This is a genomic window from Paenibacillus sp. FSL K6-1318 (assembly GCF_037976905.1).
Taxonomy (GTDB): Bacteria; Bacillota; Bacilli; order Paenibacillales; family Paenibacillaceae; genus Paenibacillus; species Paenibacillus amylolyticus_A.
In genome coordinates, this window is sequence record NZ_CP150270.1 from 4,156,530 (window position 1) to 4,181,682 (window position 25,153).

The following is a 25,153-nucleotide window of genomic DNA, read 5'->3' on the forward strand; positions in this document are numbered from 1 at the left end:
TTTCATTCATATTTCAGCGGGTTATAACACCGTAATTAATGGTTTTCCCGGTCCTGTCAGCGCCGTAGATTCATTACCCAATACCTCCAGATAATCCGAGGAATTCGTCACAATGACAGGGGTTGTGGTGTCGTAACCTGCGGCCTGTATAGCTTCAAGATCAAATTCGATCAGGAGCTGACCATGGGAGATCTGTTCTCCCTCGTTCACTTTTACATCAAAATGCTGGCCTTTCAGTTTCACCGTATCCAATCCGACATGAATTAGAAGTTCAACCCCTTCTACCGATCTCAGACCGATGGAATGTTTGGTTCGGAACACCGTCTCAACGGTACCATCAAACGGGGCAAACACCTTGCCAACACTTGGCTGAATGGCCATACCTTGTCCCATGGCTTCCTGTGAGAAGGCCTCGTCCTTCACCTCTCTTAATGGCAGGACTTTACCTTCCAAAGGAGCAAAAACCACTTTTTTGGATTTCACGCCGGAATTTGAAGTTTGCGACTGAGAATCCATGCGGATTGGAGAAACTGTCTCACCTGATGGCTTACTCGCATTGGCAGGCTCCAGGCTTGATGCGGTATCCTGAAATCCGATCAGAAATACCCCTACAAAGGCAATAACGGAAGAAATCGCAACCGTAATCAGCGCATATAAAATATTATTGGGATCATCGCTGACAAAGATCGGCAATGTAGCAAGACCAGGACCAACAGCTGTGTATGCCTTCAGATTGACAATGCCCGCAAACATTCCCGCTGCTCCAGCCCCGATGATGCAAGCCCAAAATGTCTTCTTCAGTCGGAGATGCACGCCGTAGATTGCTGGTTCAGTAATCCCGAACATACCGGAAATTCCGGCAGAAAGAGCGATCTGTTTCATTTTTGGGTCTTTCGATTTGAAAGCTACTGCCAGTGCGCCTCCCCCTTGTGCCATGTTGGCAGCAAGCATTGAGACGAGGAACAGCGTCTCATAACCGGGTGAAGCAATTGCTCCAAAGATTACAGGATAAAACACCTTGTGCATCCCAAACATCACGATAAATGGCATTAACATCGACATAATAACGACCGTTACCCAGCCCACTTTATCCTGTATCCAGAAGACACCCTCTGACATTCCCGTACCGATATATGTGCCCAATGGACCAAGTGCAATTAGCGAAACCGGGGCAACAATCAGGATCACAATGAGCGGCTTCAAAAATATTTTTACAGGTCCGGGTGATACTTTGTCAGCGAAGCGTTCGATATACGACATCAGCCAAACTGTCAAAATAATCGGGATGACGGAAGTTGCATAAGCAACATTCGGTACGTTCATACCAAGGAAATACACCGGTTCCTCTCCACCCAGAAGACCAATCATGTTCGGATGAAGCAAGACGCCTCCCAGTAATACAGCTATATATGGATTAGCCTTGAACTTGTTTGCACTTGAGAAGGCAAGCAGCATGGGCAGGAAATAAAAGCCTGCATCCGCGATCGCGTTCAAAAATACGTAAGCCTGATCTTCCTTAGCCATAATCCCGAAAACGGTAGCCAGCAACAGCAGAGCTTTGAGCATCCCAGAAGCTGCGATAGCCGGAATAATCGGTTGGAAGATGCCTGCGACGATATTGGCAAAGGCATTAAACAGACCCTTGGGACTGTAATCCCGCTGAGGCTTAACCTCATCACCAGAAGTGTCCATGCTTACTAACGGAGCCAGTTCGTTATATACATAACTCACATCATTACCAATGATGACCTGATATTGCCCGCCACTATCCACGGCTCCTATGACTCCATCCAACCGTTTGATCTCTTCTGTATTGGCAAGCTTTGAATTTTTAAGTGTAAAACGTAATCTCGTTGAACAATGAATTACTTGATTGATGTTATTATTTCCACCTACATGCTCCAAAATTTCCTGAGCCAGCTTTTTGGAATTCATAACGACACCTCCGCCATTTCTTCTTGATGGGAACAAAAAAAGACCTAAAAAGGGTAGGAAAAAGAAATTCTTCCCACCCAATCTAGGTCTTGCCTGCCGAACAGTAACACGCCATCGTTGGATGAATGTTATTCAGTTATATAAACGAAAAAGAATATGAACATTTGAAATGTATTCGTACTAAAGCTTGAAGCTGTCACATATGAAAACGTTGATTTTGTTTTACCCGGGTAAGTAGTTCTCTTAAGCGTTTTCAAAATCAGTATAGCAACTCTTCTGATGTAGTGCAAGCGGTTAAGCGAAATTAATGATTTCTTCATATGTAGTGATATAATGATGGCATAACGAAAGGAATGACCAATGACGATGGAATTCAGACAACTTCAATATACGCTGCAAATCGCGGCCGAACGCAATTTCTCTCGGGCAGCAGAGAAGCTGCATATTGCCCAACCTTCATTAAGCCAGCAATTATCCAAATTGGAAAAAGAATTGGGTGTACTGCTGTTTCAGCGTAATACAAGTACCGTGGAGTTAACCCATGCGGGTGTTACGTTTGTCGAGCAAGCCCAGAAGATCGTAGATGCCGTGGAGCTATTGCGTCAGGAAATGTCCGATATCTCACAGCTTCGCAAAGGTAAAGTCGTTGTAGGCAGCATGCCGATCACGGGCTCACACTTGCTCCCACATGTGCTTCCAGCGTTTCAACAAGCGTATCCCGAGATTGAAGTCACCTTGTTGGAAGACTCGGGGCTTACGCTTGAGAAATTGACAGCAAGCGGCAAAGCTGATCTCAGTCTGCTATCTCTTCCTTTACAAGAGCCAAGCTTGTCTTATGTAACCATTGGAGAAGAACGGATTGATCTGGCAGTTCCCCCGAATCACCCTTTGGCATGCAGGGCAGATCCGGAACATCCGCTTCCTGTGCGAATTGAAGAGCTTCGGGATGAACCCTTTGTTGTATTAAAAAAAGGACAGGGATTCCGCAAACTTACATTTGACCTCTGTGAGCAGGCCGGTTTTGATCCCCAAGTTGTGTTTGAAAGCACCAATATTGAAACCGTTCAGTCGCTGGTCGCCACGGGTATGGGTATCACCCTGGTTCCACGCTTTATCGCCCGTGCCCCGCGCAGTGAATTCGTGCCTGTGTACGTGCCGCTTGCTGAGCCGACACCCAGCAGAACGCTTGTTGTGGCTTATCGTCAAGGCAGAGTACTGTCGAAGGCAGCCGAAGCATTCATCCATACGTTTCAACAAACCGTTGCTGATCTGTCCCAAGGGGACTAATGAATTCCCCCTGTGGCTATGGAGACATAGGGTACTGAACCAAAACAAAGGCTTGGCCCATATGGGCCAAGCCTTTGTCATATACTCGTTTCCCGCATCCGCAGGATAAAGTTCTTACCATTGCAATCACAGTAACTGGTTACAGTACAATGTTGCTTGTTAAATTGTTTAGCTTCAATGCTAATTTATAATGTTAACGTAGAAACGTACATAAGAAAACTTCATGTTTGGCGGTTTATTTACGCAAATTACGATCGCTTGTCAGCCTGTTTTGCTGATTCATGACACGGCCTTCGTCCTGAACAGTTGAATCAGGGGGTGATAGCCCTCCTGCTCCATTCTCTAAGAATGCCCTTAAGTGATCTTCCCTTGTGTTATCCTGTTCCAGTCTCCTGAGCGTATCTTTCACATGGTTGTCCATTGATTGATCATCCTCCTTGGTGACGGGATAGTTATCATTACCCGCCTCCTGGAAGAATAAACACTTTACTGAAGAATTTTATTTCCGTTTTTATTTTTCCCCAAAATAAACACCAGGTCGACGGTCTTCAAATACGGGAATCCGTCCGCGAACCTCATCTACCAGGGACGGACGAATAATTCCGGTCACGATCTCTTCCCCTTCGCCACCTTCAGCCACAATCTCACCCCAAGGATCAATGATGAGAGAATGGCCGAAAAATTCGGTCTCTCCCCCTTTACCTACACGGTTACACGCGATCACATACATCTGATTCTCAATCGCTCGTGCCGTAAGCAACGTACGCCAGTGGTGCAGACGAGGGTTCGGCCATTCGGCCGGTACGATCAATGCCTTGGCACCATTCAAAGCAAGTGTGCGGGCAAGTTCCGGAAACCGGATATCATAACAGATCGAAGCACCCGCTGTAAGACCGTTCTCCAATTCAAAAATTTCTGGTTCCGCACCAGGCTGTAGATACTTCTCCTCATCCATCAGACGGAACAAATGTAATTTATCGTATCGTGTTACCTGTTTTCCTTCACGATTATAAGCGTACATTGTATTGTATATTTGACCATCCCGTTTCTCGGCGATTGAACCGCCAACGATGGAAATTTGATGTTTTTGGGCAAAAGCAGACAGCCACTCCCGAGATTTCTGGCCTTCCGGGTCAGCGAGTTCATGAATTTGCGTCAAAGCGTATCCGGTATTCCACATCTCAGGTAACACAGCCAGCCCCAGATCCGGATATTGTTCTACCGCACGTTCAAGCAACGTCTGCATATGTTTATGATTGGCCTCAGGGTCTCCGAGTTGAATATCGCCCTGAATCAGGGCTACACGCATTTCTCCCTGTTGTTTTTCTGTCATGACAAGCACTCCTCTGAACCGTAATACCTGCTATCATAGCTTGATCCTCTTAAGGACTGCAAGCCTGTTTTCGTTATGAACTTCCACATAACAACTCAGGCAGCAGAGTCAGCAATCGATCACTCGTGAGCGCGTCACCCACATTCCAGATCGACTCCTCGACAGGGTACACCCGTCCATTCTGCACAGCCGAAAGGGCCTTCCAACTGGGACTTTTCATCAGCATCTCTGTAGCCTGCCGGGCTACAATTTCCTCAGGCAGCATGACAAATACATGATCTCCCGCATACTGACGTACCGCTTCAGCCGAAATTTCCTTATAGGCTCTGCCCGCCGTAAGTGCTTCCTTCACTTTGTTAACTGGCCTGAATCCCAACGGATGGTATAACAATGGCGCCAGACCGATATTGCCCATAACAAATAATCGTGCACCCCGATGGTATGTAAATACGGATGCCGTTTCCCCTGCTTCAATCGCTGTATGGATCTTCGCCCACATCTGCTCAGTACGCTCCCCATAGGAGGTTAGCCATTGTTCAGCCTGAGATTGTCTGCCAAACCAATTGCCCAAACTGCGCATTCGCTCGTCCAACATGGCATGTGAGTTATAAGCGAGTGTTGGTGCAATGCGAGAAAGTTGTTCATATTGCTGTTCGTTGTTGCTATCAAAGATGATCAAATCCGGCTTCATGATAACAGCTGCTTCCACATTAACCGGAGCAACCGCGTCATAGGTCTGATCTCCCAATATCGGAATGCCCAACATCAGCAGATCTCCAGCTGAATCTCCGTAAAACATAATTCGCTCCGGGTTTACTGGAATATTCACATCATGACCCAACCAATCTTGTACCAACGTTTGCTGCTGAATAGATCTGTCATATTGACGAGGAGACAATCCGGTAATTTGGCGAAAACGCCTGCTGAAATAATACTCATCCTTAAACCCAACGCGGCTCGCTATATCCCGAAGCGGTTCATCCGATTTGCGAAGCCATTCCTTGGCATGTTTGATACGTATATGATTCACATAATCAAGCGGCTTGTGACCCGTGAGTTGTCTGAACAGGGTCGTATACTGTGCAGGTCTGATCTCCGCGAGACGTGCCAGTTTCTGTACAGTGATTTCTTCAGCATAGTGGTCGTCTACATACTGAATCGTACTGTGTAGTCTGGCTTCCATACTCTGTTCCGTCTTCGGAGAGGTGTACCGGGTAATGATCATCTCCATCCATTTTTGGAACTGTGCATTCAGATGACTGTATTCGGCATCTGTTTTATAATCCCGAATGACATACATCTGCTCCAGCAGCCCACTTAATGGAGCATAGGGATAACCATTCAATTGGTTTCTGTGTTCAAATACAGTGCGTGTAAAGAGCTCCGGATCACCCGTCAATACATGAATGACATCAAAAGCCACCATGATGTATTTCAATTCCGAGTCATTACGATGTTCAATCTGGTACCCTTCTCCCGGAGAGAGCGGATAAACACATCCCGTAGTAAACGGAAACTGTTCATGTCCAATATATAAACGTCCATCCCCTTCTTCACAGATCAGGAAGGCATGTTTCTCGCAAGCAACTTCCAGCATCACCTGTTCAGGTGCTTCAATTCGTCGTACCAGATGATCCAGCCGAAACATGAATGCTGAAAAGAACAACGCTCCCCCATCGGCATCCAAAGCCTGCATGTCGGTTCACCTCGTTTTTCTAAAATGAGAATAATTATCAATCTTTCTGTATGATCTGATTATAAGCGAGCAATTATTAATAATCCAGATATGAGTTTAATCAGCAAAAAGAGCGTTCAACGAAAGGTTGAAGGCTCCTTTTACTTTTTTATAACTGCATACTCAAAGGTATTACTGGTGCCTTACTAGCTCATCATAATTTATTGGATCATCTGTTTCGGAAGCTCTTGTAGCAGCCACTCCCTGGAGAGCGCATCACTTGAAGCTTTGACGATATCAAAACGATATACTTTTCCTTCCTTCACCGCAGGCAGGTTCTTCCAGATTGAACTATCCAGTAATTCCTTGGTGGATTGCTTGGCATCGTCGGTTACAGGATCCAGAATAAATATCCGATCACCGGCAAAATCAGATAATTTTTCAGTTGAAATCTCTACAAATCCCATGTCTTCATCCAATACTTTCTGGATTTCCGCGGTTGGCTTCAGCCCGTCTTTTCCATATAACAACTGTGGCAATCCTGCACCCGCCATAACAAACAGACGATTCCCGGGATACATGGTGAATACCGAAGCCGTCTCTCCTTCTTTCAATCCGTTCTCATGAAGTTGCGTCCACATCTCTTCTGTCGCTTTTTGATGAGCTGTGATCCAGTCCTCTGCCTCTTGCTTCTTGTTTAACAAGTCGCCAAGGATGCGCATGCGATCTTCTATTGACCCGAACGAATCAAATGTAACCGTTGGTGCAACTTTCGAGATCTGATCGTATTGTGCCTCATCACTGTTCGAGAAAATGATCAGATCGGGATTTAAGGCTAGCGCCTTTTCCACACTGATTGGAAATCCTACATCCTCTGCCTGAGCAACCTGATCATCGTATACGGTCCCATCCTGACGAAGTATGCCTACAGGAACAACACCAAGCGCGAGCAGATCCCCGGTAACTTCTCCATGATAGATGACACGTTTCGGTGTTACAGGGACCTCTACTTCATGACCTGTCCAATCTTTGAATACTCGGGTTTCGGCCTCGTTCGTCTCTTCCGTTGCGGTTTGGGTCTCCGTGGTTTCTGTGGCTGCTTTGGAATCATCTGCTCCAGCAGCAGGTGTTGTAGCCTGATTTCCACAAGCCAGCAACAGAATGGATAACCACGTAACCGTAAATAATACTGCTGTATTTCGAATGCCCTTTTTCATTTCTATTTCTCCCCCTATATCATGTGCGTTGTGCAAGGAATTAATGATATTGATTATCATTATCGGATATTATCATAAATCAGGGTCTCTCCCATCTCAATGGACAAAACTAAATGAGCAATTTCAGTTTTGTACAATACGCCGCTCTGGACTGCCATTTACTGCATAAGCAAGTGGATTTCCCTCTATACAGCTCGGGATTGACGTGATAAATTAATGAGAACTATTTGCCATTTTTAATAACCGGAGTGATGAATATAATGACCAATTCAGATCATACATCTGCTCGTTCAGCTTTTAAGATACCAACTTCTGATGTGATGACACAGCTGCCAACGCAATTTTTTGCTACCCTTGTTCAAAATGTAAATCGTGAAATCGCAAGTGGACATGACGTGATCAACCTGGGTCAGGGGAACCCGGATACACCTACACCACCTCATATTGTGAAAACACTGCAAGAATCGGCTGAAAATCCCCTCTATCACAAATATTCACCCTTTAGAGGATACTCTTTCCTGAAGAAAGCTGTAGCCAAACGTTATAAGGAAGATTACAACGTTGATCTGGATCCCGAGACTGAAGTTGCCATTTTGTTCGGGGGCAAAACAGGTCTGGTTCAGTTACCACAGGTCCTGCTTAACCCCGGCGACACCGTTCTCGTTCCCGATCCGGGCTACCCGGATTACTGGTCTGGTGTTGCACTCGCCAAAGCAAACATGTCATTTATGCCTTTGCTCGAGTCCAATGCATTCCTACCGGATTACGAAGCTGTTACAGCCGAAGATCGGGAGAAGGCCAAGCTGATGTTCCTCAACTATCCCAACAATCCAACGTCGGCAACGGCTCCACTTTCGTTCTACGAAGATACGGTTGAGTTTGCCCTTCAGAATCAAATTGTCGTTGCCAGCGACTTTGCCTACGGTGCGATTGGATTTGACGGCCATCGTCCAGTGAGTTTCCTACAAGCCCCTGGTGCCAAAGAAGTGGGCATCGAGTTCTATACGTTATCCAAAACATACAATATGGCTGGATGGCGTGTTGGATTCGCCCTTGGTAATGCAGAGATTGTCTCTAAAATCAATCTGCTTCAGGATCATATCTATGTCAGTCTCTTCGGTGGGATTCAGGCTGCGGCAACGGAAGCACTCACTGGATCTCAGGAATGTGTTACTTCGCTGGTTTCACGTTATGAATCCCGTCGCAATGCGTTTTATGACGCTCTTTCCTCTATTGGCTGGCAAGCTTCGAAACCCGCAGGTTCATTCTTCAGCTGGTTGCCTGTACCTGCAGGTTATACCTCCGCTTCATTTGCAGACTTGTTACTGCGAGAGGCCAAGGTGGCCGTAGCACCAGGTATTGGTTTTGGTTCGCATGGTGAAGGCTATGTACGCGCAGGACTGCTAAGTGATGAAAACCGATTACGCGAAGCTGTGGAGCGGATTGGCAAGCTGAATTTATTCAAGTAATTTACAGGACCATAACCCCTTTGCATATGCCAAGTTTCCATGGTATGTTATAAGAAATATTGAACGAAACGTGATGACGGGACCAGTAAGAGAATATCAGTCGCGCCCAGAGAGTAAATTCCACCCTGCTGAAAGAATTTACCGCGACTCTTCTCTGAAACCTACCCCTGAGCGGCCTGTTACGTACAGGACAGTGCCTTCTGTTACAGGGCATGAAGCCGGATGATCTAATCATCAATAAAGGTGGTACCGCGGAAGTAACGAACTTTCGTCCTTTTTAACTAAAGGGCGGGAGTTTTTTTTGTACCCGCTAAAGCCTGCTCAGAAGCACTTATTAATTATGTTTAAGGAAGTGAAACCATGACTTCACGTATTGTAGTTAAGATTGGAAGCAGCTCGCTTACAACGGAAGAAGGCGGTCTGGATCGCAGTTCGATCACTTTCTTTGCCGGAGAAATTGCAGCATTGGCTGATCAGGGTCATGAAGTACTTCTGGTCACCTCTGGAGCGGTAGCGGCCGGATTCCGGGAGATCGGTTACCCTCAACGCCCCAAACTGCTGCATGAGAAACAAGCGGCAGCGGCCGTTGGGCAGGCATTACTCATGCAGGCATATCAACAGGCTTTTGCAGCGCACCGCGTTACTACGGCGCAAATTTTGTTAACCCGCACAGACTTTCACAGTCGTAAGCGCATGGGGAATGCAGGTATGACTGTAGAAGAGCTGCTCAAACAGCGAGTGATACCGATTTTTAATGAGAATGATACGGTATCGGTGGATGAATTGAAGTTTGGTGATAACGATCTGTTGTCCGCATTGGTTGCAAACCTGGTGAAGGCACAGCATCTGATCATTCTTACCGATACTAACGGGCTGTACACCGCAGATCCGCGTAAAGATCCTTCTGCCGTACGTTACGACCGGATCCCCGAAATCACGGCTGAGATCTACGCGTTTGCCGGTGGTTCAGGATCATCGGTTGGCACAGGTGGCATGCGATCCAAAGTCGATGCAGCCAAGGTTGCTACGCGTGGAGGGGTACCCGTATTTGTGGGAAGCGTGAAAGAACCTGGAGATATGCGGCAGGCGGTTGAGGGCACGGGCAAAGGAACTTACTTTGAGACACGACTCGCTTCGCTATCCCGTAAAAAGCAGTGGCTCGGCTTTATGTCTACTCCGCTGGGTACAGTCGTGGTGGATGATGGTGCTGAAGAAGCACTTGTCCATGGGGGCCACAGTCTTCTACCTGTAGGAGTCAAGCGGGTACTCGGAACGTTCCACGCCGGAGACGTTGTAGAGGTCATTGGAATGGATGAAACCTTGCTCGGTCGCGGTATTGTCAATTATGATGATGACCAGCTTCGACTCATTGCCGGACTTCCCAGTGGCGAAGTGATGAAACAACTCGCTAGCATCCACCGACTCGAGGTTATTCATAGAGACGAGTGGATTACGTTAAAATAAACATGAAGCAATAGTGGTCAAAATACTCAACTTTTATATATATGAGGAGGAATTAAGATGAGTGAAGTCAGAGAAAAAGCCAGCAAAGCTCAAGCCACGGTTCCACAGCTGAACCGTTTGAATACAGAACAGAAAAATACAGCCCTGCGTGTCATGGCAGATGCATTGATTACGGAGACGGATTCCATCATTACGGCAAATGCCGAAGATCTGGTACGAGGCAGAGAACAAGGCACGCCGGAATCCATGCTGGATCGACTCGCCCTTAATAAGGAGCGCATTGCTGGCATCGCTGAAGGATTACGTCAGATTGCGGATCTGCCTGATCCAGTCGGTGAAGTATTGGAGACATTTACCCGTCCTAACGGATTGCATGTTGAAAAATTAAGAGTGCCGATTGGCCTGATTGGCATTATCTATGAAGCTCGTCCTAATGTAACTGTAGACGCAGCTGGCTTATGTCTGAAAACAGGCAATGCGGTGCTTCTGCGCGGCGGCTCCTCTGCCCTGTCCTCCAATCGTAAAATTGTGGAGGTGCTGCATCAGGCACTGGCAACGACAAATATGCCAGCTGATGCGCTGCAACTGGTTGAGGATGCAGATCGTGCTTCCGTCGATGAAATGCTCAAGTTGAACGGCCTGCTGGACGTCATCATTCCACGCGGCGGGGCCTCACTCATTCGTAATGTGGTTGCCAATGCAACCGTACCTGTTATTGAAACCGGGGCAGGCATCTGTCATACCTATGTGGATGAATCAGCTGATCCGATCATGGCAGCCGAAATCGCCATCAATGCGAAGGCACAACGTCCATCTGTATGTAACTCCATGGAAACGTTGCTGCTGCATGCCGCATACGCGGAAGAGCACCTGTCTGCTCTTGCCGAGCAATTCCGTGAAGCCAGTGTGGTCTTGAAAGGTTGCGATACGGTGCGCCGTCTTGTTCCTTCTGCCCTTGAGGTAACCGAGGAAGACTATGCGACCGAGTACAACGACTACATTTTAAATATCCGGGTGGTCGAGAACCTGGACGAAGCGATGCAGCACATCGCACATTACGGAACCAAACATTCCGAGTGTATCGTAACCCGGGATACAGCCCATGCAGAACGCTTCATGCATGATGTGGATGCAGCAGCCGTCTATCACAATGCTTCCACGCGTTTCACCGACGGATTTGAATTTGGCTATGGAGCCGAAATCGGAATCAGTACCCAGAAACTGCATGCACGTGGACCGATGGGACTACCAGCACTGACGTCAACCAAATATCGTATTACAGGCAATGGACAGATTCGTCAATAATATTCCAGCACCAGTTATATAGGAGGAACGATAAATATGAGTCAAGAGCAACAGACGTTACTACAACAAAAGATTACTTTCCACGGAGCAGGCGCGATGGCTGAAGCCATCGTGCGCGGACTGATCTCCCGCCTAGTCGTTCGTCCTCAGGATATTACGATGCTGAACCGCAGCAACCAGAAACGTCAGGAGGAGCTCAGCACCCGTTATGCTGTACATACCGGAACTGCCTCACAATCTCTGGATCATCTTGCCTCCACTCCGGTCATTGTACTCTGTATGAAACCCAAAGATGCTGCCGCAGCGCTGCGCGAACTGGGTCCGCTGTTATCACCTGATCAACTGATCGTGTCTGTCATTGCCGGATTATCGATCCGCACGATGCAGTCCTTGCTCGGTCGTAAACAGCCGATTGCCAGAACCATGCCGAATACATCCAGTACCATTGGACTCGGCGCTACCGGGCTTGCCTTCTCTGCGGAGATTACGGATGAGCAGCGCAGTACGGTGATGACCATGTTTGAAGCCGTTGGTATCGTGACCATCGTGCCTGAAGATAAACTCGAAGTGCTCACAGGGATTTCCGGAAGCGGCCCTGCTTATGTATACTATTTAATGGAGGCCATGATTGCCGCAGGTATTCGTGGTGGTTTATCCAGCCAGCAATCTCGTGACCTCACTGTTCAGACAGTGCTGGGCGCGTCACGTATGGTACAACAAACCGGTTTGGAACCGATGAAGCTTCGTAGTGATGTGACATCCCCGGGAGGGGCAACGCAGGCAGCACTGAAGACGCTGGACGAAGGAGATTTCTTTGAAAATGTAATCGCAGCCGTCAACCGCTGTGCAGAGCGCTCACGGGAGATGGGAGCTGCTTTGGAAGGGGATTTAAAATGAATAACATGTGTACAGCCACATATCGTCTGCATGATGATCATGCAGACTTTCGCAAGAAGGCTCAGTCCATCGCGATCGGCATGACCGTGGGTAGCTGGACGGAGTTGCCACAAGCCCAACGCGAAGCGATGCAGAAGCATCTGGGCGAAGTAATCAGTGTAGAAGTACATGAAGCTGATGGCATGGCTGCGGGCGAGCGTTACGCCGATATTACCATCGGATATCCTGATGTTAACTTCAGCCGTGATATCCCTGCCCTGCTCGTGACGGTCTTTGGCAAAATCTCAATGGATGGCCGGATCAAATTGACAAAGCTTGGTTTCTCGGATGGCTTCCTGAGTGCATTCCCGGGACCCAAGTTTGGACTGAATGGTGTTCGTGACCTACTTGGTGTACATGACCGTCCACTGTTAATGAGTATCTTCAAATCGGTTATTGGACTGGATGCAGATGAACTGCGTGAACAATTTATTCGTCAGGCTCTTGGTGGCGTTGATCTGATCAAGGACGATGAAATTCTATTCGAAAACAAATTGACACCCATCGAAAAAAGAGTCGAGGTCTGCATGAAAGCTGCCGAACAGGCACGCCAGGAGACGGGCAAGAAGCTACTGTATGCAACCAATCTCACAGGACCTACATCTCGTCTGAAAGAGCAAGCTGAACGCGCCATTGGTGCAGGAGCCAATGCCCTGTTGTTCAACGTATTGTCTTACGGATATGATGTGCTGCATGAACTCAGCAGTGATCCTGATATCAATGTGCCGATTATGGCTCACCCTGCGCTTGCAGGAGCACTGTACCCTTCGCCACATTACGGCATGTCGGCTTCGGTTGTACTTGGCCAGTTGATGCGACTTGCGGGTGCCGATCTGGTGCTCTTCCCTTCTCCTTATGGTTCGGTAACGATGCCGAAGGAAGAAAATATGGCGATTACGGAGCAATTACTGACAGCCGATCTGCCTGTACGAACCAGTATGCCAGTGCCTTCCGCCGGTATCCATCCAGGCCTTGTACCGCTTATTTTGCGCGACTTTGGCACAGATGTCATCGTTAATGCTGGTGGCGGTATTCACGGACATCCTATGGGCACTGAGGCAGGCGGACGTGCATTCCTGCAAGCCATTGAGGCAGCTCAGCGCTCCATTCCACTCGCGCAGTATGCAACCGAACATCCAGAGCTGAAAAGCGCATTGGATCTGTGGGGTGGCGAACGATGAGAAGTGATAAGAAAACAGTCATTTTCTGTGACTTTGACGGTACGATTACGCTCTCAGACAATATTGTCGCAATTATGAAACATTTCAAGCCTGAGGGCATTGAAGCGATTATGAAAGATACAATCGAGCAAAACATCTCGCTGCGTGAAGGTGTTGGAGCCATGTTCGCTCTGTTGCCTTCATCGCAGAAAGATGAAATTGTGGAATTCGTGCTTGGACAAGCGGGCATCCGTGAAGGATTCAGCGAGTTTCTTGAGTACGTTCGTAACGAAGGTATCGAATTTAATGTGACCAGCGGTGGCATGGACTTCTTTATCGAGCCTTTACTCGCACCATTCCATATCCCACAGGATCATGTCTATTGCAACGGAGCTGACTTCTCGGGTGAAACCATTCGGATTGAATGGCCGAACCCTTGCCAACCTCCTTGTGAGAACGGCTGCGGCATGTGCAAAACAACCGTGATTCGTACCTTCCCGGAAGAACAATATAATCGCATCCTTATTGGAGACAGTTTGACGGATTTTGAAGGTGCCAAAATTGCCGATCTCGTCTATTCCCGCTCCATTTTGACGGATAAGTGTATTGAACTTGGTGTGGACCATGTGCCATTCGCTACCTTTTACGATATCATCGAAGATATGAAACAGAAGCAAACACAAGGAGTGCTGTAAACGATGGGCTTTGAAAAGATTACATTGGAACACAAACGTCAGGTCCTTGAAGAACTGGCTGATATTAAAGCGTTGTTCGCCAGCCGTAACTGGTTCCCTGGAACAAGTGGCAACCTTTCAATGCGTGTAGGAGATTTTGATCCGGAGCAATTTTATTTTGCAGTTACTGCCTCAGGTAAAGACAAATCTCTTCGCACACCGGAAGACTTCCTTTTTGTAGACAAGCATGGCAAAGCAATTGAAACAACAACGTTGAAACCAAGTGCCGAAACGTTGATTCACTGCGAAATCTATCGTTTGACGGGTTGTGGCGCTGTATTCCACGTGCATACCGTGTTTAACAACCTGATTAGCGAATTTTTTGGCGCAGAGGGTCAGGTGCCGATTCAAGGCATCGAGTTGATCAAGGCTTTCAACATCTGGGAAGAAAATGCGGAGATTCGTGTACCCGTCCTGCCAAACTTTGCGGACATTCCATCCATTGCTGAATTGGTACCGGATGTTCTGGATGCTAAAGTGCCAGGGATCTTACTTCGTAATCACGGCATATATGCGTGGGGCAAGGATGCTTTTGAAGCGAAACGTCATCTCGAAGCTTTCGAATTCCTGTTCGAAGTGATGTACCGGCAACTTCTGCTGAAGGGCGCTACGAAATAGCAATCATTTATTCGAAATCAAAGCAGCATAACCAAAAACACGCCAGAGGCTGGTATACATAGCCCTTGGCGTGTTTTTTTGTTTGTGGGATAACAGCGATTGAAAGGTTGCTCTGTCATTGTAGTGTCAGTGTAACCATTCTTTAAGTCACCCTACAGTCGATCATCCCGATCCTTGAATAAAAAGAGACTGTCTGCTCCCTCATCATTTCGATGAGCAGCACTTTGGATACCTGTCCCCCGCTGCTTTCCAAACAGCAGCTTCAAGCCGCCAAAAATGAGCAGCAAGGATACAATGACGGTGTTCAAATAGGAACGGATCTCGTATGTCATAAATGCATCAGGGAACAGCTCATTCAGCTGTGGAATGACAAGTCGGATCGTCAGATAGTATAGACCCAGCGCTGCAATTCCGAATCCAATCAGGCGTTGATGGCGGGCCCAGTCCTTGAAGATCGGCTGATCAACCAATGGTTCGCGTCCATAACGACTGGAGCACTGTAGCCCATCAAAGAAGCTGTAGAACCAGACCAGTGGAATCATGAACAGAAACACCGATAAGTGAAGCAAGTCCAGAACATAGATGCTGCCCAGGAACAGGAACATCAATTGCATGCCTCTTTTTTGCATTCCCAGATATAGATGACCCGCACCCGGGAAGGCTGATAACAGGGTTGCCAGCACTTTGCTTCGCCGTCCAGAGGCCCTGCCCATCTCCAGCTCCTCGAACAACGTACGATCCTGCAATACCTCACCGGCCTGCCTGCGATGCACATGCTGAACCGCATCGAACATACAGTACACCCAAATAACAGGCAGAATGAGCAAGAACATCAGAAATACGGATTCATTCGTAATAGAAGCTACAAAAACCATCATGGCAAATGAACCGAAGAAAGCGATCAGGAATGATAAACCGCGATGCAACAGTCCGAGATGAAGATGTCCCAGACCTGGAACAAAAGAAAGCAAAATCGTAAAAAACCGTTCGCTTTCACTGCCTTTTCGATACATGGGTTGACTATAAGGACCCGAAGGCACGCCATATTCATCACCTCGATGCTGATGATGCATCTCATCTTCATTCATATGCTCCAAGGGATCTCCCTGACCAGCGAATGGTCCTTGTTGATAGGCTGCTCCTTGATGTTGAGTTCCGTAATGTGCCCCATAACCTTGGTATCGAGCATCACGTGGAGATGATGTTCGGAGCAGAAGTATACTGATATCCAGCATACTGACTCCCCAGAAGAACATGGCACATAGTGCACCAAAAATCATCAAGTCCTGTTGGCCAAACGCCCACGCCAGCATGAATGAGCCAACAGCTGTTCCGAAGAAAAGCAATGGATAGATCACAGCCCTTGCGGCTCGACCCCAATACATAAAACCAAGACCGGGTATCAGGTTTAATAGAAATGCGAGTAATTTATTACGATCTGAGTGCACAGTCGTCATCCTTTCTTTTCAGGCAATGCGAAACCATTTATGGTTTAGGCTTGAAGTTATCCAGCCATGAGGTGGCTGCCTCCGTCCATTTTTCCGTAAAAGACCCTCTGTGGTCGCCATCCTGGAACTTGTGATAAGGTGCTACCTTGTCAAAAAGTCCTGACGAGAGGAAGATCAATGTCAAACAGGCCGCTACCGCATAATGAAACACTTTATGTTCAAGCCAGCGTCGGTTTCGTCCAGCGCGGGATTTGCGCTGTGATTGGGTTGGCTGAATACCCTCAATCCGATGCATGACTGAATCCGCAAACCCTGCCGGGTCATGTAGCGGAGGCAGCTCCCCATGGATACCGAGCGCTTCCAGATAGCTGTCCATCGCATCTGCGTCTTCCATCAGAAGCTGTTCCATCCGGTTCGCTTGAGTTTCACTCATATGCCCTTCAATATAATCAGTCCATTGTGCAACGGTATACTTCTCCTGTTTACTCACGCCATTCATCCTCCTTCCAATGATTCCGAATCCACTGCCGGGCACGATACAAGCGGGACTCCACAGTCTTCACAGCCACCTGTGCATCACTGGCAATCTGCTCATAATTTTTTTCACTTAGATAATACGCAGTGATAATGTCACGGTGCTGAGCAGGCAACTGATTAATTCGTTCGCGAAGTTTATCCTGACGTTCTTCACGAACGAGACGGGCAAGAACGTCTTCATCCCGTCCGGGCATGTTTATTATTTTTTCTTCTCCACCCAGATCCTCAGCACTTCGTCTGCCCAGCTTGCGTTTGGCATCAATCGCTTTGTGAAAGGCAATTCGGGTTAACCACGTTTTGAAACCTTCGGAACGGTAGTCGGGGAGAGACTTATACATCTGTATGAACGCCTCCTGAGCTGCATCCTGTGCTTCCTGATCGTTCCTGAGTACGGAATAGGCCACATGGTACACATGCTGGCTATACTTATCAATCAGAATACGCATCTGGGATGTATCTCCTTGACGGATTTGTTCGATTACGCGCGCTTCATCAATAACTCTCCCCTCCTCTCCAATACAATAGACGACAGCTTGTGTGGTAACCCCTGCGTGATCCATCAAATTTTTCAAAACAAAGTGAATTCATTGCCTGAAAGGTTGGTGCCGCTGATAACTCATCAACTTATAATCCCAAAAAAAACAGGCACAGAATGACTTCTGGCCTGTTTCTTGTTCTTGCCTACGCTTGAATCAACGTCCACCATTACGAAACCGCTGCGTGTACGCCTTCGCGTCTTGAACGGTCTTGACACGATTGCGGCTCCACTCAAGCAGAATTCGATCGATATACCGGAAATGAACTTTGCCTGCAAAAACCGCTTCCTTCAGAGCCATGAGAATCAGTTCCTCTTGATAACGATCCTGATCCAACCAGCTGGATATCGTCTCACACTCCATTGGAGATAGTGGACGGCCGAATTCTTTTTCAAAGATGGAGAACATGTTTCGTTCTTCCTCTTCTTTTTGAACACTGTTCGAATCTTGACGTGCTGTACTGCTGCTCAGCTGCTCCGCACGGTATGCGGCTACTTCTTCGGCAGTGCACGCTGCAAGCTTGGCATATAATCCATGTAAATCATATCGCTCGTACTGGATGTCACGTTCCTCGTCACGATGTTCGTCAATCGCAATATATCCATCCCTCATCAGACGTTGCAACATTCTGGCAATGCCTTCAGGTGCAAGTCCCATGCGTCCCGCAAGCTCTTCAAGCGTGGGAAACTCATTGAACTCTGCCTGACGAAACCCTAGCAGTTGAATCAGAAGAAGCACTTCTGCATCTGATAGGCCAAGCTGGTGATAATAACGTAACAAAGCATACGGCAGGTGAGCTGTACCCGAAGTCATGCCATAAGCTGCTCCATCCAACCACGCTTTGGATGTGGTGTCTTCCATAGACGCTCCTCGGTTAAGCATTAAGGGTACAGACGATAGAGCATACGTGGGAATGCGATTGTTTCACGTACATGATCCAATCCACAGATCCATGCTACCGTCCGCTCCAATCCCAGACCGAAACCGGAGTGAGGAACCGATCCGTATTTACGTAGATCCAGATACCATTGGTAAGCTTCATCCGAAAGGTTGTGCTCCTCAAAGCGTTGTTGCATCAATTCCGGATCATCAATACGCTGCGAACCACCAATAATCTCTCCATAGCCTTCTGGTGCAATCATATCCGCACAGAGAACAACTTCAGGACGATTCGGATCTGGTTTCATGTAGAAAGCTTTGATTCCGGCAGGGTAATGCGTAATAAAGACGGGTGTATTGTACTTCTCAGCAATCGCTGTTTCGTGTGGTGCACCAAAGTCTTCTCCCCAAGGAATATCGAAGCCTTGTCCATGCAGGAATTCAATCGCTTCATCATACGTAATACGCGGGAATGGAGCTACGATGCCTTCCAGTTTGGATACGTCACGACCGATGGATTCCAATTCTGCACGGCAGTTTTTCACCACGGATTGAACGACATGAGCAATAAATTTCTCTTGCACGCGCAGGCTTTCCTCGTGATCTACAAATGCCATTTCCGGCTCAATCATCCAGAACTCAATCAAGTGACGACGTGTTTTGGACTTCTCAGCGCGGAATGTTGGACCAAATGAATATACTTTGCCTAGCGCCATCGCTGCGGCTTCCATATACAATTGACCACTTTGCGTCAGATAAGCATCTTCATCAAAGTATTTGATGTGGAACAAGTTAGTAGTTCCTTCCGCAGACGATGGTGTCAAAATCGGAGGGTCCACTTGCGTGAATCCGTTACCATCAAAGAACTGCTGAACAGCGCGAATGATCTCTGCACGAATCACCATAACTGCACGTTGCTTCGTAGAACGGAGCCACAGATGACGATGGTCCATCAAGAAATCAACACCATGTTCTTTAGGCGTAATTGGATAGTTTTCAGTCAGGTGAATGATCTCTACCCCAGTAACAGTCATCTCGTAACCGGACGCACTGCGAGGTTCTTCACGGATAATACCCGTAACATACAAAGAGCTTTCTTGAGTCAGGCTCTTGGCATTGTTCCAGATCTCTTCACTAACTTCACTTTTCACAACAACCCCTTGAATATATCCGGTTCCATCACGCAGCTGCAAAAACTGAATTTTACCGCTGGAACGTTTGTTGTTAATCCAGGCACCGATTGTCACGGTTTCGCCCACATGCTCGTTCACATTACGAATTACACAATTCGTATTCATGCCATATCTCCCCTTGGTTCCTGAATTTGAAAATGCAGCGGGCAGGCTTATGCCTGTCCTCTGCACTTCCTTGTCATTCTATATTTACTTTACAGTTAGATTACTGAGAATTCAATACGATTCGGTGTGTATCGCGTGCAATAACCAATTCTTCGTTTGTTGGCACAACGAGAACTTCCACTTTGGAATTTGCTGTTGTGATCCGGCGTGGTTCGCCAGAACGAATGGCATTCAGCGCTTCATCCAGTTCAACACCCAGATAAGTGAGCTGCTCACATACTTTTTGGCGAAGAACAACGGAGTTCTCACCTACACCAGCCGTAAATACAATCACGTCTACACCGTTCATTGCAGCTGCATATGAACCGATGTATTTACGCAAACGGTATTCGTACATTTCAAAAGCAAGCGTGGAATTGGCATCGCCATTCTCCATACCTTCCGTAATCTCACGCATGTCACTGCTGATTCCGGAGATTGCAAGCAATCCACTGTGTTTGTTCAACATGGAGTTCACTTCGCTTACGCTCAGTTCTTCCTTGTTCATTACATAAGGTACGATAGCTGGGTCAAGGTCACCAGAACGTGTTCCCATCATCAGACCTTCAAGCGGAGTCATACCCATTGAAGTATCCACGGATACGCCACCCTTAACTGCTGTTACACTACCGCCGTTACCCACGTGACAAGTAATGATTTTCAGATCTTCCACTGGACGATCGAGATACTCAGCAGCTGCCTTGCTTACGTAATCATGGGAAGTACCATGCGCGCCGTAGCGACGTACTTTATATTTTTTGTAAAGTACGCGCGGAATAGCATACAGATATGCTTTTTCCGGCATCGTTTGATGGAACGCCGTATCGAAGACCATAACCTGTGGAACACCAGGCATATTGGCTTCAGCCGCACGGATACCCATCATTGCTGCCGGGTTGTGGAGTGGAGCCAAGTCGAACAAACGACGAATTTCAGCTTTGGCAGCATCATCTACCAATGCAGATTCTTTAAATGCTTCACCACCGTGAACAACACGGTGTCCAACAGCTTGAATTTCACTTACAGAATCCAATACACCATTTTCTTTGTGAGTCAAAATATCAATGACTTTACGGATTGCTGTTGTATGTTCCAGAATTTCGCTAACTTCTGTAACATCCTCACGGCCTGTCGGTTTGTGCGTCAGAATGGAGGAATCCATTCCGATCCGCTCTACCAGACCTTTAGCCAGTACAGATTCGTCAGTCATATTATACAGTTGATATTTGAGCGAGGAACTCCCCGCATTAATTACGAGTACTTTCACAGTCGGTCACCATCCTTGTCGTACTTGAAGAATCCTTCGCCTGTTTTAACACCCAGGTGTCCTGCACGCACCATTTTCTTCAGGACTGTAGAAGGACGATATTTCAATTCTCCGAATTCACGGAACATTCTTTCGAGTGCAGCTTCAACAGAATCCAATCCGAAACGGTCAGCCATTTCGAGTGGTCCATGTTGGAAGTTGTATCCGATACGCATTGCATCATCGATATCTTCAGCAGATGCAACACCTTCTTGCAATACATGCAATGCTTCGTTAATCAGCAGGCAGATCAGACGGGAAGTTACGAATCCAGGGGATTCATAAATCATGACTCCTTTTTTGTCCGCTACTTCTTCTACGAAACGTCTGGTCTCTTCAAATGTGGTATCCGAAGTTTTCAGTCCACGAATAATCTCTACAAGATCAACCCGGGATACCGGGTGAATAAAGTGCATACCAATAACACGCTCTGGATATTTGGTCGAGCTTGCAAGCTCGGTCAAACTCAGCGTGGATGTGTTACTTGCCAGAATGACATTGCTTGGGCAAACTTGGTCCAGTTGGCTGAATACTGCTTTTTTCGCATCCAGATCCTCTGAAATCGTCTCAATGACCATATCGCAAGTTCCAAGTTCAGCCAAATGAGCTACCTTGGTAATACGGGAAAGAATCAATTTCTTCTCCGCTTTTGTAATCGCCCATTTCTCCAGTTGTTTATCCAGGTTCGTTTCGATCATGTCATATGCATGATCCAGCTTTTGTGTTGTATGCTCCACGAGAAGCACATCAAGTCCTTTGGCTGCGAGCATCTGGGAAATACCTTGTCCCATCGTACCGCCACCGACAACTCCTATTTTTTTGAAAAACATGGTTCTGCTCCATCCTTTCGGTTCTCTATTTCTCTATTGTACCCTGTTCGCCGAAAATTACAAATTTCGACCCAACATATAATAATATCTTAGCACGAGTGAAATGTAAAAAAAAATAACCAGCATAAATAAATTATGCTGGTAAAAGGGCACTGTCACGAAATTGACAACGAAATTGCTCCCCAGACAATACTTCCTCACGAATCAGGATGTCGAGGGAATTGTCGAAAATTGTCCGTTGTTCTTCAAGCAACCGTTTTGTCTGCTCCATAAGTTCTTGCAAAATCAATTTATTCTCCCGCATGAGCTCCTCAGTTGTGACCATATCCATGTTCACAATACCAAGTGAAGTCAATCCGGAAGCCATCATCGTCTGCACCACATTGGTCGCCTGATCAAAGTCATTGCGTGACCCAGTTGAACGTCCACCGTAGTACATTTCCTCCGCAGCCGCTCCTCCGAGTGCAATCATGATCTGCTCTTCCAGGAAGCGCTTCGTATAGAGGAACTGTTCCTGTTGCGGGTTATGACGTACATATCCCAGAGCCTGCCCACGTGGACTGAGTGCCACCTGGCTTACACTGCCTGGACGAACGAGTTCAGCCATAATGGCATGTCCCAATTCATGGATGGCGACCCTTTTCTTCTCTTCCACACTGGATTCACGGTCTGTCTTCTCACCCATCATGACTTTATCAATTGCCAGGGACAAGTGCCGCTGTTCAATGTTTAACAACCCGTCCCGCATGGCGTATATTGCCGCTTCGTTCATAACACTTTCGAGCTGTGCACCGGAGAAACCATACGATTCTTCCGCTGTTTTCTCAAGGCTGACCCCTTCCAAAAGAGGTTTATTGACTGCATGCAGCTCCAGTATGTGTTTTCTGCCTTTCTTATCTGGCAAGTCCACCTGAATATGACGGTCAAAACGTCCTGGACGTGTCAGAGCGCTATCCAGCATTTCTTTGCGGTTCGTTGCAGCGATAACCAAGATTCTTGGCGTATCAGAAGAATAGATTCCGTCCATTTCCGTCAAGAGCTGATTCAACGTCTGATCATACTCGCGCTGTTGACCGCCTTCACGTTTACCCCCAATGACATCGATCTCATCGATAAATATAATGGCATTTTCCTTATTTTCCTTGGTCGCACGGGTTCTCGCGTCCTTGAACAAATCCCGAATTCTGCTGGCACCCACACCAACATACATTTCCACGAACTCACTACCTGATGCTGCTACGAAAACAGAATCCGTGTAATGGGCAGCAGCCTTGGCCATCAACGTTTTCCCAGTCCCTGGAGGGCCCGTCAGCAAGATGCCTTTTAACGGACGAATCCCGAACTTCCGAATTTCTTCATGTTTGATGAGAAAGTCAAGTGCTTCACGCAATTCTTGCTTGGCACTGTCCTGTCCTCCAATTTCTTCAAATGTAAGTTTTGAAGGTCCTTTTTTCTTCCGTTTACGCTCCTGTGCAGCACCTACGGTAATCCCGCCGCGCATTTGCATCATGAACAGCAAAGCTCCGACAAGCACCGCTGCAATCAGAATCGGAACAATATTAACACCAGTAAAAGCAAGGAAAATAATCAACACGGGAAAAAATCCGATGGCAACTTCTTTTGTCCACTTAGGCATTAGGCCACACTCCTATCTGACCGGGCACACGCGGCAGAATAATAAACTTGCTGGCATCTCCGTCTCTGAGACTGACATATACATTGTTGTCATCCATCGCTGTATTTACCTTAATTCCATTGGTCGCCATCTTGGACAGCGTCGGTGTAATCTCGGTGTACTGCTTGTTCTCCATCGCCTGAGCTACGGTAAACATCGCATCCCCCCACCAACTCTCCAGTGCTTCACTGGAATGATCCACGACATCCAACTTAAGTGAACGTGTTCCAATTAGGGTCTGTCCTTCTTTGTGAATATATTGTACCAGTCTGCCCAGATCAACATCCGGTTGCAGATCCAGTTTCAATTGTACGTCATTGCGGTTAATAGTTAATTGAACGTCATTGACTCCATCGTACTGGGTAACCATCTTTTCAATCGGATTCTGCATAGCCACCTGACGATACACAAACCAACCTCCAAACAACACAACGGCTGAAATGACGGCAGTTAAAGCAATAGGCAATACTTTTAGCTTCAAGTGAATTACCCCTCCCAGATATTGGCCTAACCTACTGGCTTATTGGTATAATACGAATATGTGCACATAGACTCCTGCGAAAATTTCGACAGGATTATTTGTTTGAAATGTAACTTTGAGTACATAACTGAGTATATCACATCGTATATACAATTTCGAAGGCGAAAATATGAATAAATTATTAATTTTAACTATTTAAATCTTTTTCATAACTCACTAAACATAGATATTTGTAACTAGATATAGACAAATTGAATCGTTTTGATCTATATCTACCCTTGATTGAAGCAGCTAAAGGTATTATAAAATTGATTAATTTAAATCAAATATGTCTACAGACAACACAAAGAACCGGTTCAGTCGGAAATCCGTCTGCCGGTTCTTTCTAATCATTAATTCATTAGCTAATCACTCTATGTGTTCTAGCTGTTCGGGAGAGTATAGACCAGGTCCACCTGTTCTCCATTGCTAAAACGATAAAAGCGATAGTGGTTATGCGTGCCGTCCTTATAATATACTTGCCACACATATATCCCATTCACAACTCCGGGCATGATTCGCTTAATCTCACCGGCAGGAACTTCAGAACTGAAGCGATTGCGTATTTGCGTTTCGGACATGCCGTTCTGCAGCAGCTCGCTGTGTATAGCGTTTGCCCCTGTAGCAGGTTGATTGTTTGCGTCGAATTTAACCCAGACCATCACATCCTGGTTATCCTTGTTTTTGCCGATCAGGGTCCAGTAGATGTTATCAGAGCCTTCTTTATCTCCCCAGATGTACTTTCGCAATTCATCATAGGATGTAATGCCCAGTTGCTCCTGTGCTGCCTGTATGGCAAGTGCTTCTTCCTTGCGCTGGTCCTGCGTGACATAGACGTAATAACGCTGAAGTCCAAACAGAATCAGAACCAGTGCAAGTAGCGAAATCCATATCCACTTCTTTTTTTTCTTCAAAAGCCGAACTTCCTTTCCCTATGATGCGCTGTGCTGCA

The 25,153-nt window shown here is 46.9% G+C and carries 23 protein-coding genes and 1 other annotated feature; of the genes, 8 read left to right on the top strand and 15 right to left on the bottom strand.

Annotated features, from left to right (window positions below; genetic code table 11):
- Window positions 1-21 precede the first annotated feature (21 nt).
- Window positions 22-1,935 carry a beta-glucoside-specific PTS transporter subunit IIABC gene (locus NYE45_RS18270; protein WP_340013541.1) on the bottom strand — a complete coding sequence of 638 codons (1,914 nt, stop codon included), beginning with the start codon at window positions 1,933-1,935 and terminating at the stop codon, window positions 22-24.
- Between the two features lie 366 nt (window positions 1,936-2,301).
- Between NYE45_RS18270 and NYE45_RS18275 the strand changes: the two genes are divergently transcribed.
- A complete protein-coding gene (locus NYE45_RS18275) occupies window positions 2,302-3,222 on the top strand; it encodes a LysR family transcriptional regulator (protein WP_340013542.1) in 921 nt (306 codons plus the stop codon).
- Between the two features lie 235 nt (window positions 3,223-3,457).
- Here NYE45_RS18275 and NYE45_RS18280 read toward each other — a convergent pair whose 3' ends face one another.
- The 4 genes from NYE45_RS18280 to NYE45_RS18295 form a co-directional block, all read right to left on the bottom strand.
- Window positions 3,458-3,643, bottom strand: coding sequence for a hypothetical protein (locus tag NYE45_RS18280; protein WP_017687767.1), 186 nt, complete (start codon window positions 3,641-3,643; stop codon window positions 3,458-3,460).
- Window positions 3,644-3,733: 90 nt separating this feature from the next.
- Entirely contained in the window at window positions 3,734-4,555 is an 822-nt protein-coding gene (locus tag NYE45_RS18285) for a carbon-nitrogen family hydrolase (protein WP_340013543.1), read from the bottom strand.
- A 73-nt stretch (window positions 4,556-4,628) separates the two neighbouring features.
- Window positions 4,629-6,251 carry an AraC family transcriptional regulator gene (locus tag NYE45_RS18290; protein ID WP_340013544.1) on the bottom strand — a complete coding sequence of 541 codons (1,623 nt, stop codon included), beginning with the start codon at window positions 6,249-6,251 and terminating at the stop codon, window positions 4,629-4,631.
- A gap of 200 nt (window positions 6,252-6,451) precedes the next feature.
- Complete coding sequence (locus NYE45_RS18295; RefSeq protein ID WP_340013545.1) at window positions 6,452-7,447, bottom strand: ABC transporter substrate-binding protein; 996 nt, start codon at window positions 7,445-7,447, stop codon at window positions 6,452-6,454.
- A 260-nt stretch (window positions 7,448-7,707) separates the two neighbouring features.
- Between NYE45_RS18295 and NYE45_RS18300 the strand changes: the two genes are divergently transcribed.
- The 7 genes from NYE45_RS18300 (at window position 7,708) to NYE45_RS18330 (ending at window position 15,133) form a co-directional block, all read left to right on the top strand.
- A complete protein-coding gene (locus NYE45_RS18300; protein WP_340013546.1) occupies window positions 7,708-8,916 on the top strand; it encodes a pyridoxal phosphate-dependent aminotransferase in 1,209 nt (402 codons plus the stop codon).
- 64 nt (window positions 8,917-8,980) lie between these two features.
- Window positions 8,981-9,195, top strand: a binding site (T-box leader).
- Window positions 9,196-9,276: 81 nt separating this feature from the next.
- Window positions 9,277-10,380, top strand: coding sequence for a glutamate 5-kinase (proB, locus tag NYE45_RS18305; protein WP_340013547.1), 1,104 nt, complete (start codon window positions 9,277-9,279; stop codon window positions 10,378-10,380).
- A 57-nt stretch (window positions 10,381-10,437) separates the two neighbouring features.
- Window positions 10,438-11,685: a glutamate-5-semialdehyde dehydrogenase gene (locus NYE45_RS18310; protein ID WP_340013548.1), complete on the top strand. Its 1,248-nt coding sequence runs from the start codon at window positions 10,438-10,440 to the stop codon at window positions 11,683-11,685.
- 36 nt (window positions 11,686-11,721) lie between these two features.
- The gene (gene proC, locus NYE45_RS18315; RefSeq protein WP_036671976.1) at window positions 11,722-12,582 is read left to right on the top strand and encodes a pyrroline-5-carboxylate reductase; all 861 of its coding nucleotides are present in this window, start codon (window positions 11,722-11,724) and stop codon (window positions 12,580-12,582) included.
- The gene (locus NYE45_RS18320) at window positions 12,579-13,802 is read left to right on the top strand and encodes a 2,3-diketo-5-methylthiopentyl-1-phosphate enolase (RefSeq protein ID WP_176872585.1); all 1,224 of its coding nucleotides are present in this window, start codon (window positions 12,579-12,581) and stop codon (window positions 13,800-13,802) included. Before proC ends, NYE45_RS18320 begins: the two co-directional genes overlap by 4 nt.
- A complete protein-coding gene (locus NYE45_RS18325; protein ID WP_340013549.1) occupies window positions 13,799-14,476 on the top strand; it encodes a 2-hydroxy-3-keto-5-methylthiopentenyl-1-phosphate phosphatase in 678 nt (225 codons plus the stop codon). Before NYE45_RS18320 ends, NYE45_RS18325 begins: the two co-directional genes overlap by 4 nt.
- A 3-nt stretch (window positions 14,477-14,479) precedes the next feature.
- Window positions 14,480-15,133, top strand: coding sequence for a methylthioribulose 1-phosphate dehydratase (locus NYE45_RS18330; RefSeq protein WP_264927388.1), 654 nt, complete (start codon window positions 14,480-14,482; stop codon window positions 15,131-15,133).
- A gap of 152 nt (window positions 15,134-15,285) precedes the next feature.
- Here the strand turns inward: NYE45_RS18330 and NYE45_RS18335 are convergent, their stop codons facing one another.
- The 10 genes from NYE45_RS18335 to NYE45_RS18380 all read right to left on the bottom strand — a co-directional run bounded on the left by NYE45_RS18335 (window position 15,286) and on the right by NYE45_RS18380 (window position 25,115).
- Window positions 15,286-16,581 carry a multi-tm2 domain protein gene (locus tag NYE45_RS18335; RefSeq protein WP_340013550.1) on the bottom strand — a complete coding sequence of 432 codons (1,296 nt, stop codon included), beginning with the start codon at window positions 16,579-16,581 and terminating at the stop codon, window positions 15,286-15,288.
- Between the two features lie 37 nt (window positions 16,582-16,618).
- On the bottom strand, window positions 16,619-17,071 hold the full coding sequence (locus NYE45_RS18340; RefSeq protein ID WP_340013551.1) for a hypothetical protein: 453 nt from the start codon (window positions 17,069-17,071) through the stop codon (window positions 16,619-16,621).
- Window positions 17,064-17,690 (bottom strand): sigma-70 family RNA polymerase sigma factor, encoded by a 627-nt coding sequence (locus tag NYE45_RS18345; protein WP_340013552.1) that lies wholly within the window; start codon window positions 17,688-17,690, stop codon window positions 17,064-17,066. The genes NYE45_RS18340 and NYE45_RS18345 overlap by 8 nt, the downstream gene beginning before the upstream one ends.
- A 120-nt stretch (window positions 17,691-17,810) precedes the next feature.
- Complete coding sequence (locus NYE45_RS18350) at window positions 17,811-18,515, bottom strand: DnaD domain-containing protein (RefSeq protein ID WP_082762797.1); 705 nt, start codon at window positions 18,513-18,515, stop codon at window positions 17,811-17,813.
- A gap of 20 nt (window positions 18,516-18,535) precedes the next feature.
- Window positions 18,536-19,831 carry an asparagine--tRNA ligase gene (gene asnS / locus NYE45_RS18355; protein ID WP_017687752.1) on the bottom strand — a complete coding sequence of 432 codons (1,296 nt, stop codon included), beginning with the start codon at window positions 19,829-19,831 and terminating at the stop codon, window positions 18,536-18,538.
- A gap of 100 nt (window positions 19,832-19,931) precedes the next feature.
- Entirely contained in the window at window positions 19,932-21,137 is a 1,206-nt protein-coding gene (locus NYE45_RS18360; RefSeq protein WP_340013553.1) for an acetate kinase, read from the bottom strand.
- Window positions 21,134-22,006 carry a 3-hydroxyacyl-CoA dehydrogenase NAD-binding domain-containing protein gene (locus tag NYE45_RS18365; protein ID WP_062835158.1) on the bottom strand — a complete coding sequence of 291 codons (873 nt, stop codon included), beginning with the start codon at window positions 22,004-22,006 and terminating at the stop codon, window positions 21,134-21,136. The genes NYE45_RS18360 and NYE45_RS18365 overlap by 4 nt, the downstream gene beginning before the upstream one ends.
- A 133-nt stretch (window positions 22,007-22,139) precedes the next feature.
- Entirely contained in the window at window positions 22,140-23,642 is a 1,503-nt protein-coding gene (locus NYE45_RS18370) for an AAA family ATPase (RefSeq protein ID WP_264927401.1), read from the bottom strand.
- The gene (locus NYE45_RS18375) at window positions 23,635-24,162 is read right to left on the bottom strand and encodes a hypothetical protein (protein WP_062835160.1); all 528 of its coding nucleotides are present in this window, start codon (window positions 24,160-24,162) and stop codon (window positions 23,635-23,637) included. Before NYE45_RS18375 ends, NYE45_RS18370 begins: the two co-directional genes overlap by 8 nt.
- A 422-nt stretch (window positions 24,163-24,584) precedes the next feature.
- Window positions 24,585-25,115: a DUF5590 domain-containing protein gene (locus NYE45_RS18380; RefSeq protein ID WP_076331409.1), complete on the bottom strand. Its 531-nt coding sequence runs from the start codon at window positions 25,113-25,115 to the stop codon at window positions 24,585-24,587.
- Between the last annotated feature and the right edge of the window lie 38 nt (window positions 25,116-25,153).

Coding starts and splice junctions, on each gene's coding strand:
- NYE45_RS18365 (WP_062835158.1), bottom strand. CDS start 22,006: ATGTTTTTCAAAAAAATAGGAGTTGTCGGTGGCGGTACGATGGGACAA.
- asnS (WP_017687752.1), bottom strand. CDS start 19,831: ATGAATACGAATTGTGTAATTCGTAATGTGAACGAGCATGTGGGCGAA.
- NYE45_RS18325 (WP_340013549.1), top strand. CDS start 13,799: ATGAGAAGTGATAAGAAAACAGTCATTTTCTGTGACTTTGACGGTACG.
- NYE45_RS18275 (WP_340013542.1), top strand. CDS start 2,302: ATGGAATTCAGACAACTTCAATATACGCTGCAAATCGCGGCCGAACGC.
- NYE45_RS18330 (WP_264927388.1), top strand. CDS start 14,480: ATGGGCTTTGAAAAGATTACATTGGAACACAAACGTCAGGTCCTTGAA.
- NYE45_RS18350 (WP_082762797.1), bottom strand. CDS start 18,515: ATGGAAGACACCACATCCAAAGCGTGGTTGGATGGAGCAGCTTATGGC.
- proC (WP_036671976.1), top strand. CDS start 11,722: ATGAGTCAAGAGCAACAGACGTTACTACAACAAAAGATTACTTTCCAC.
- NYE45_RS18280 (WP_017687767.1), bottom strand. CDS start 3,643: ATGGACAACCATGTGAAAGATACGCTCAGGAGACTGGAACAGGATAAC.
- NYE45_RS18295 (WP_340013545.1), bottom strand. CDS start 7,447: ATGAAAAAGGGCATTCGAAATACAGCAGTATTATTTACGGTTACGTGG.
- NYE45_RS18285 (WP_340013543.1), bottom strand. CDS start 4,555: ATGACAGAAAAACAACAGGGAGAAATGCGTGTAGCCCTGATTCAGGGC.
- proB (WP_340013547.1), top strand. CDS start 9,277: ATGACTTCACGTATTGTAGTTAAGATTGGAAGCAGCTCGCTTACAACG.
- NYE45_RS18290 (WP_340013544.1), bottom strand. CDS start 6,251: ATGCAGGCTTTGGATGCCGATGGGGGAGCGTTGTTCTTTTCAGCATTC.
- NYE45_RS18320 (WP_176872585.1), top strand. CDS start 12,579: ATGAATAACATGTGTACAGCCACATATCGTCTGCATGATGATCATGCA.
- NYE45_RS18310 (WP_340013548.1), top strand. CDS start 10,438: ATGAGTGAAGTCAGAGAAAAAGCCAGCAAAGCTCAAGCCACGGTTCCA.
- NYE45_RS18300 (WP_340013546.1), top strand. CDS start 7,708: ATGACCAATTCAGATCATACATCTGCTCGTTCAGCTTTTAAGATACCA.
- NYE45_RS18270 (WP_340013541.1), bottom strand. CDS start 1,935: ATGAATTCCAAAAAGCTGGCTCAGGAAATTTTGGAGCATGTAGGTGGA.
- NYE45_RS18370 (WP_264927401.1), bottom strand. CDS start 23,642: ATGCCTAAGTGGACAAAAGAAGTTGCCATCGGATTTTTTCCCGTGTTG.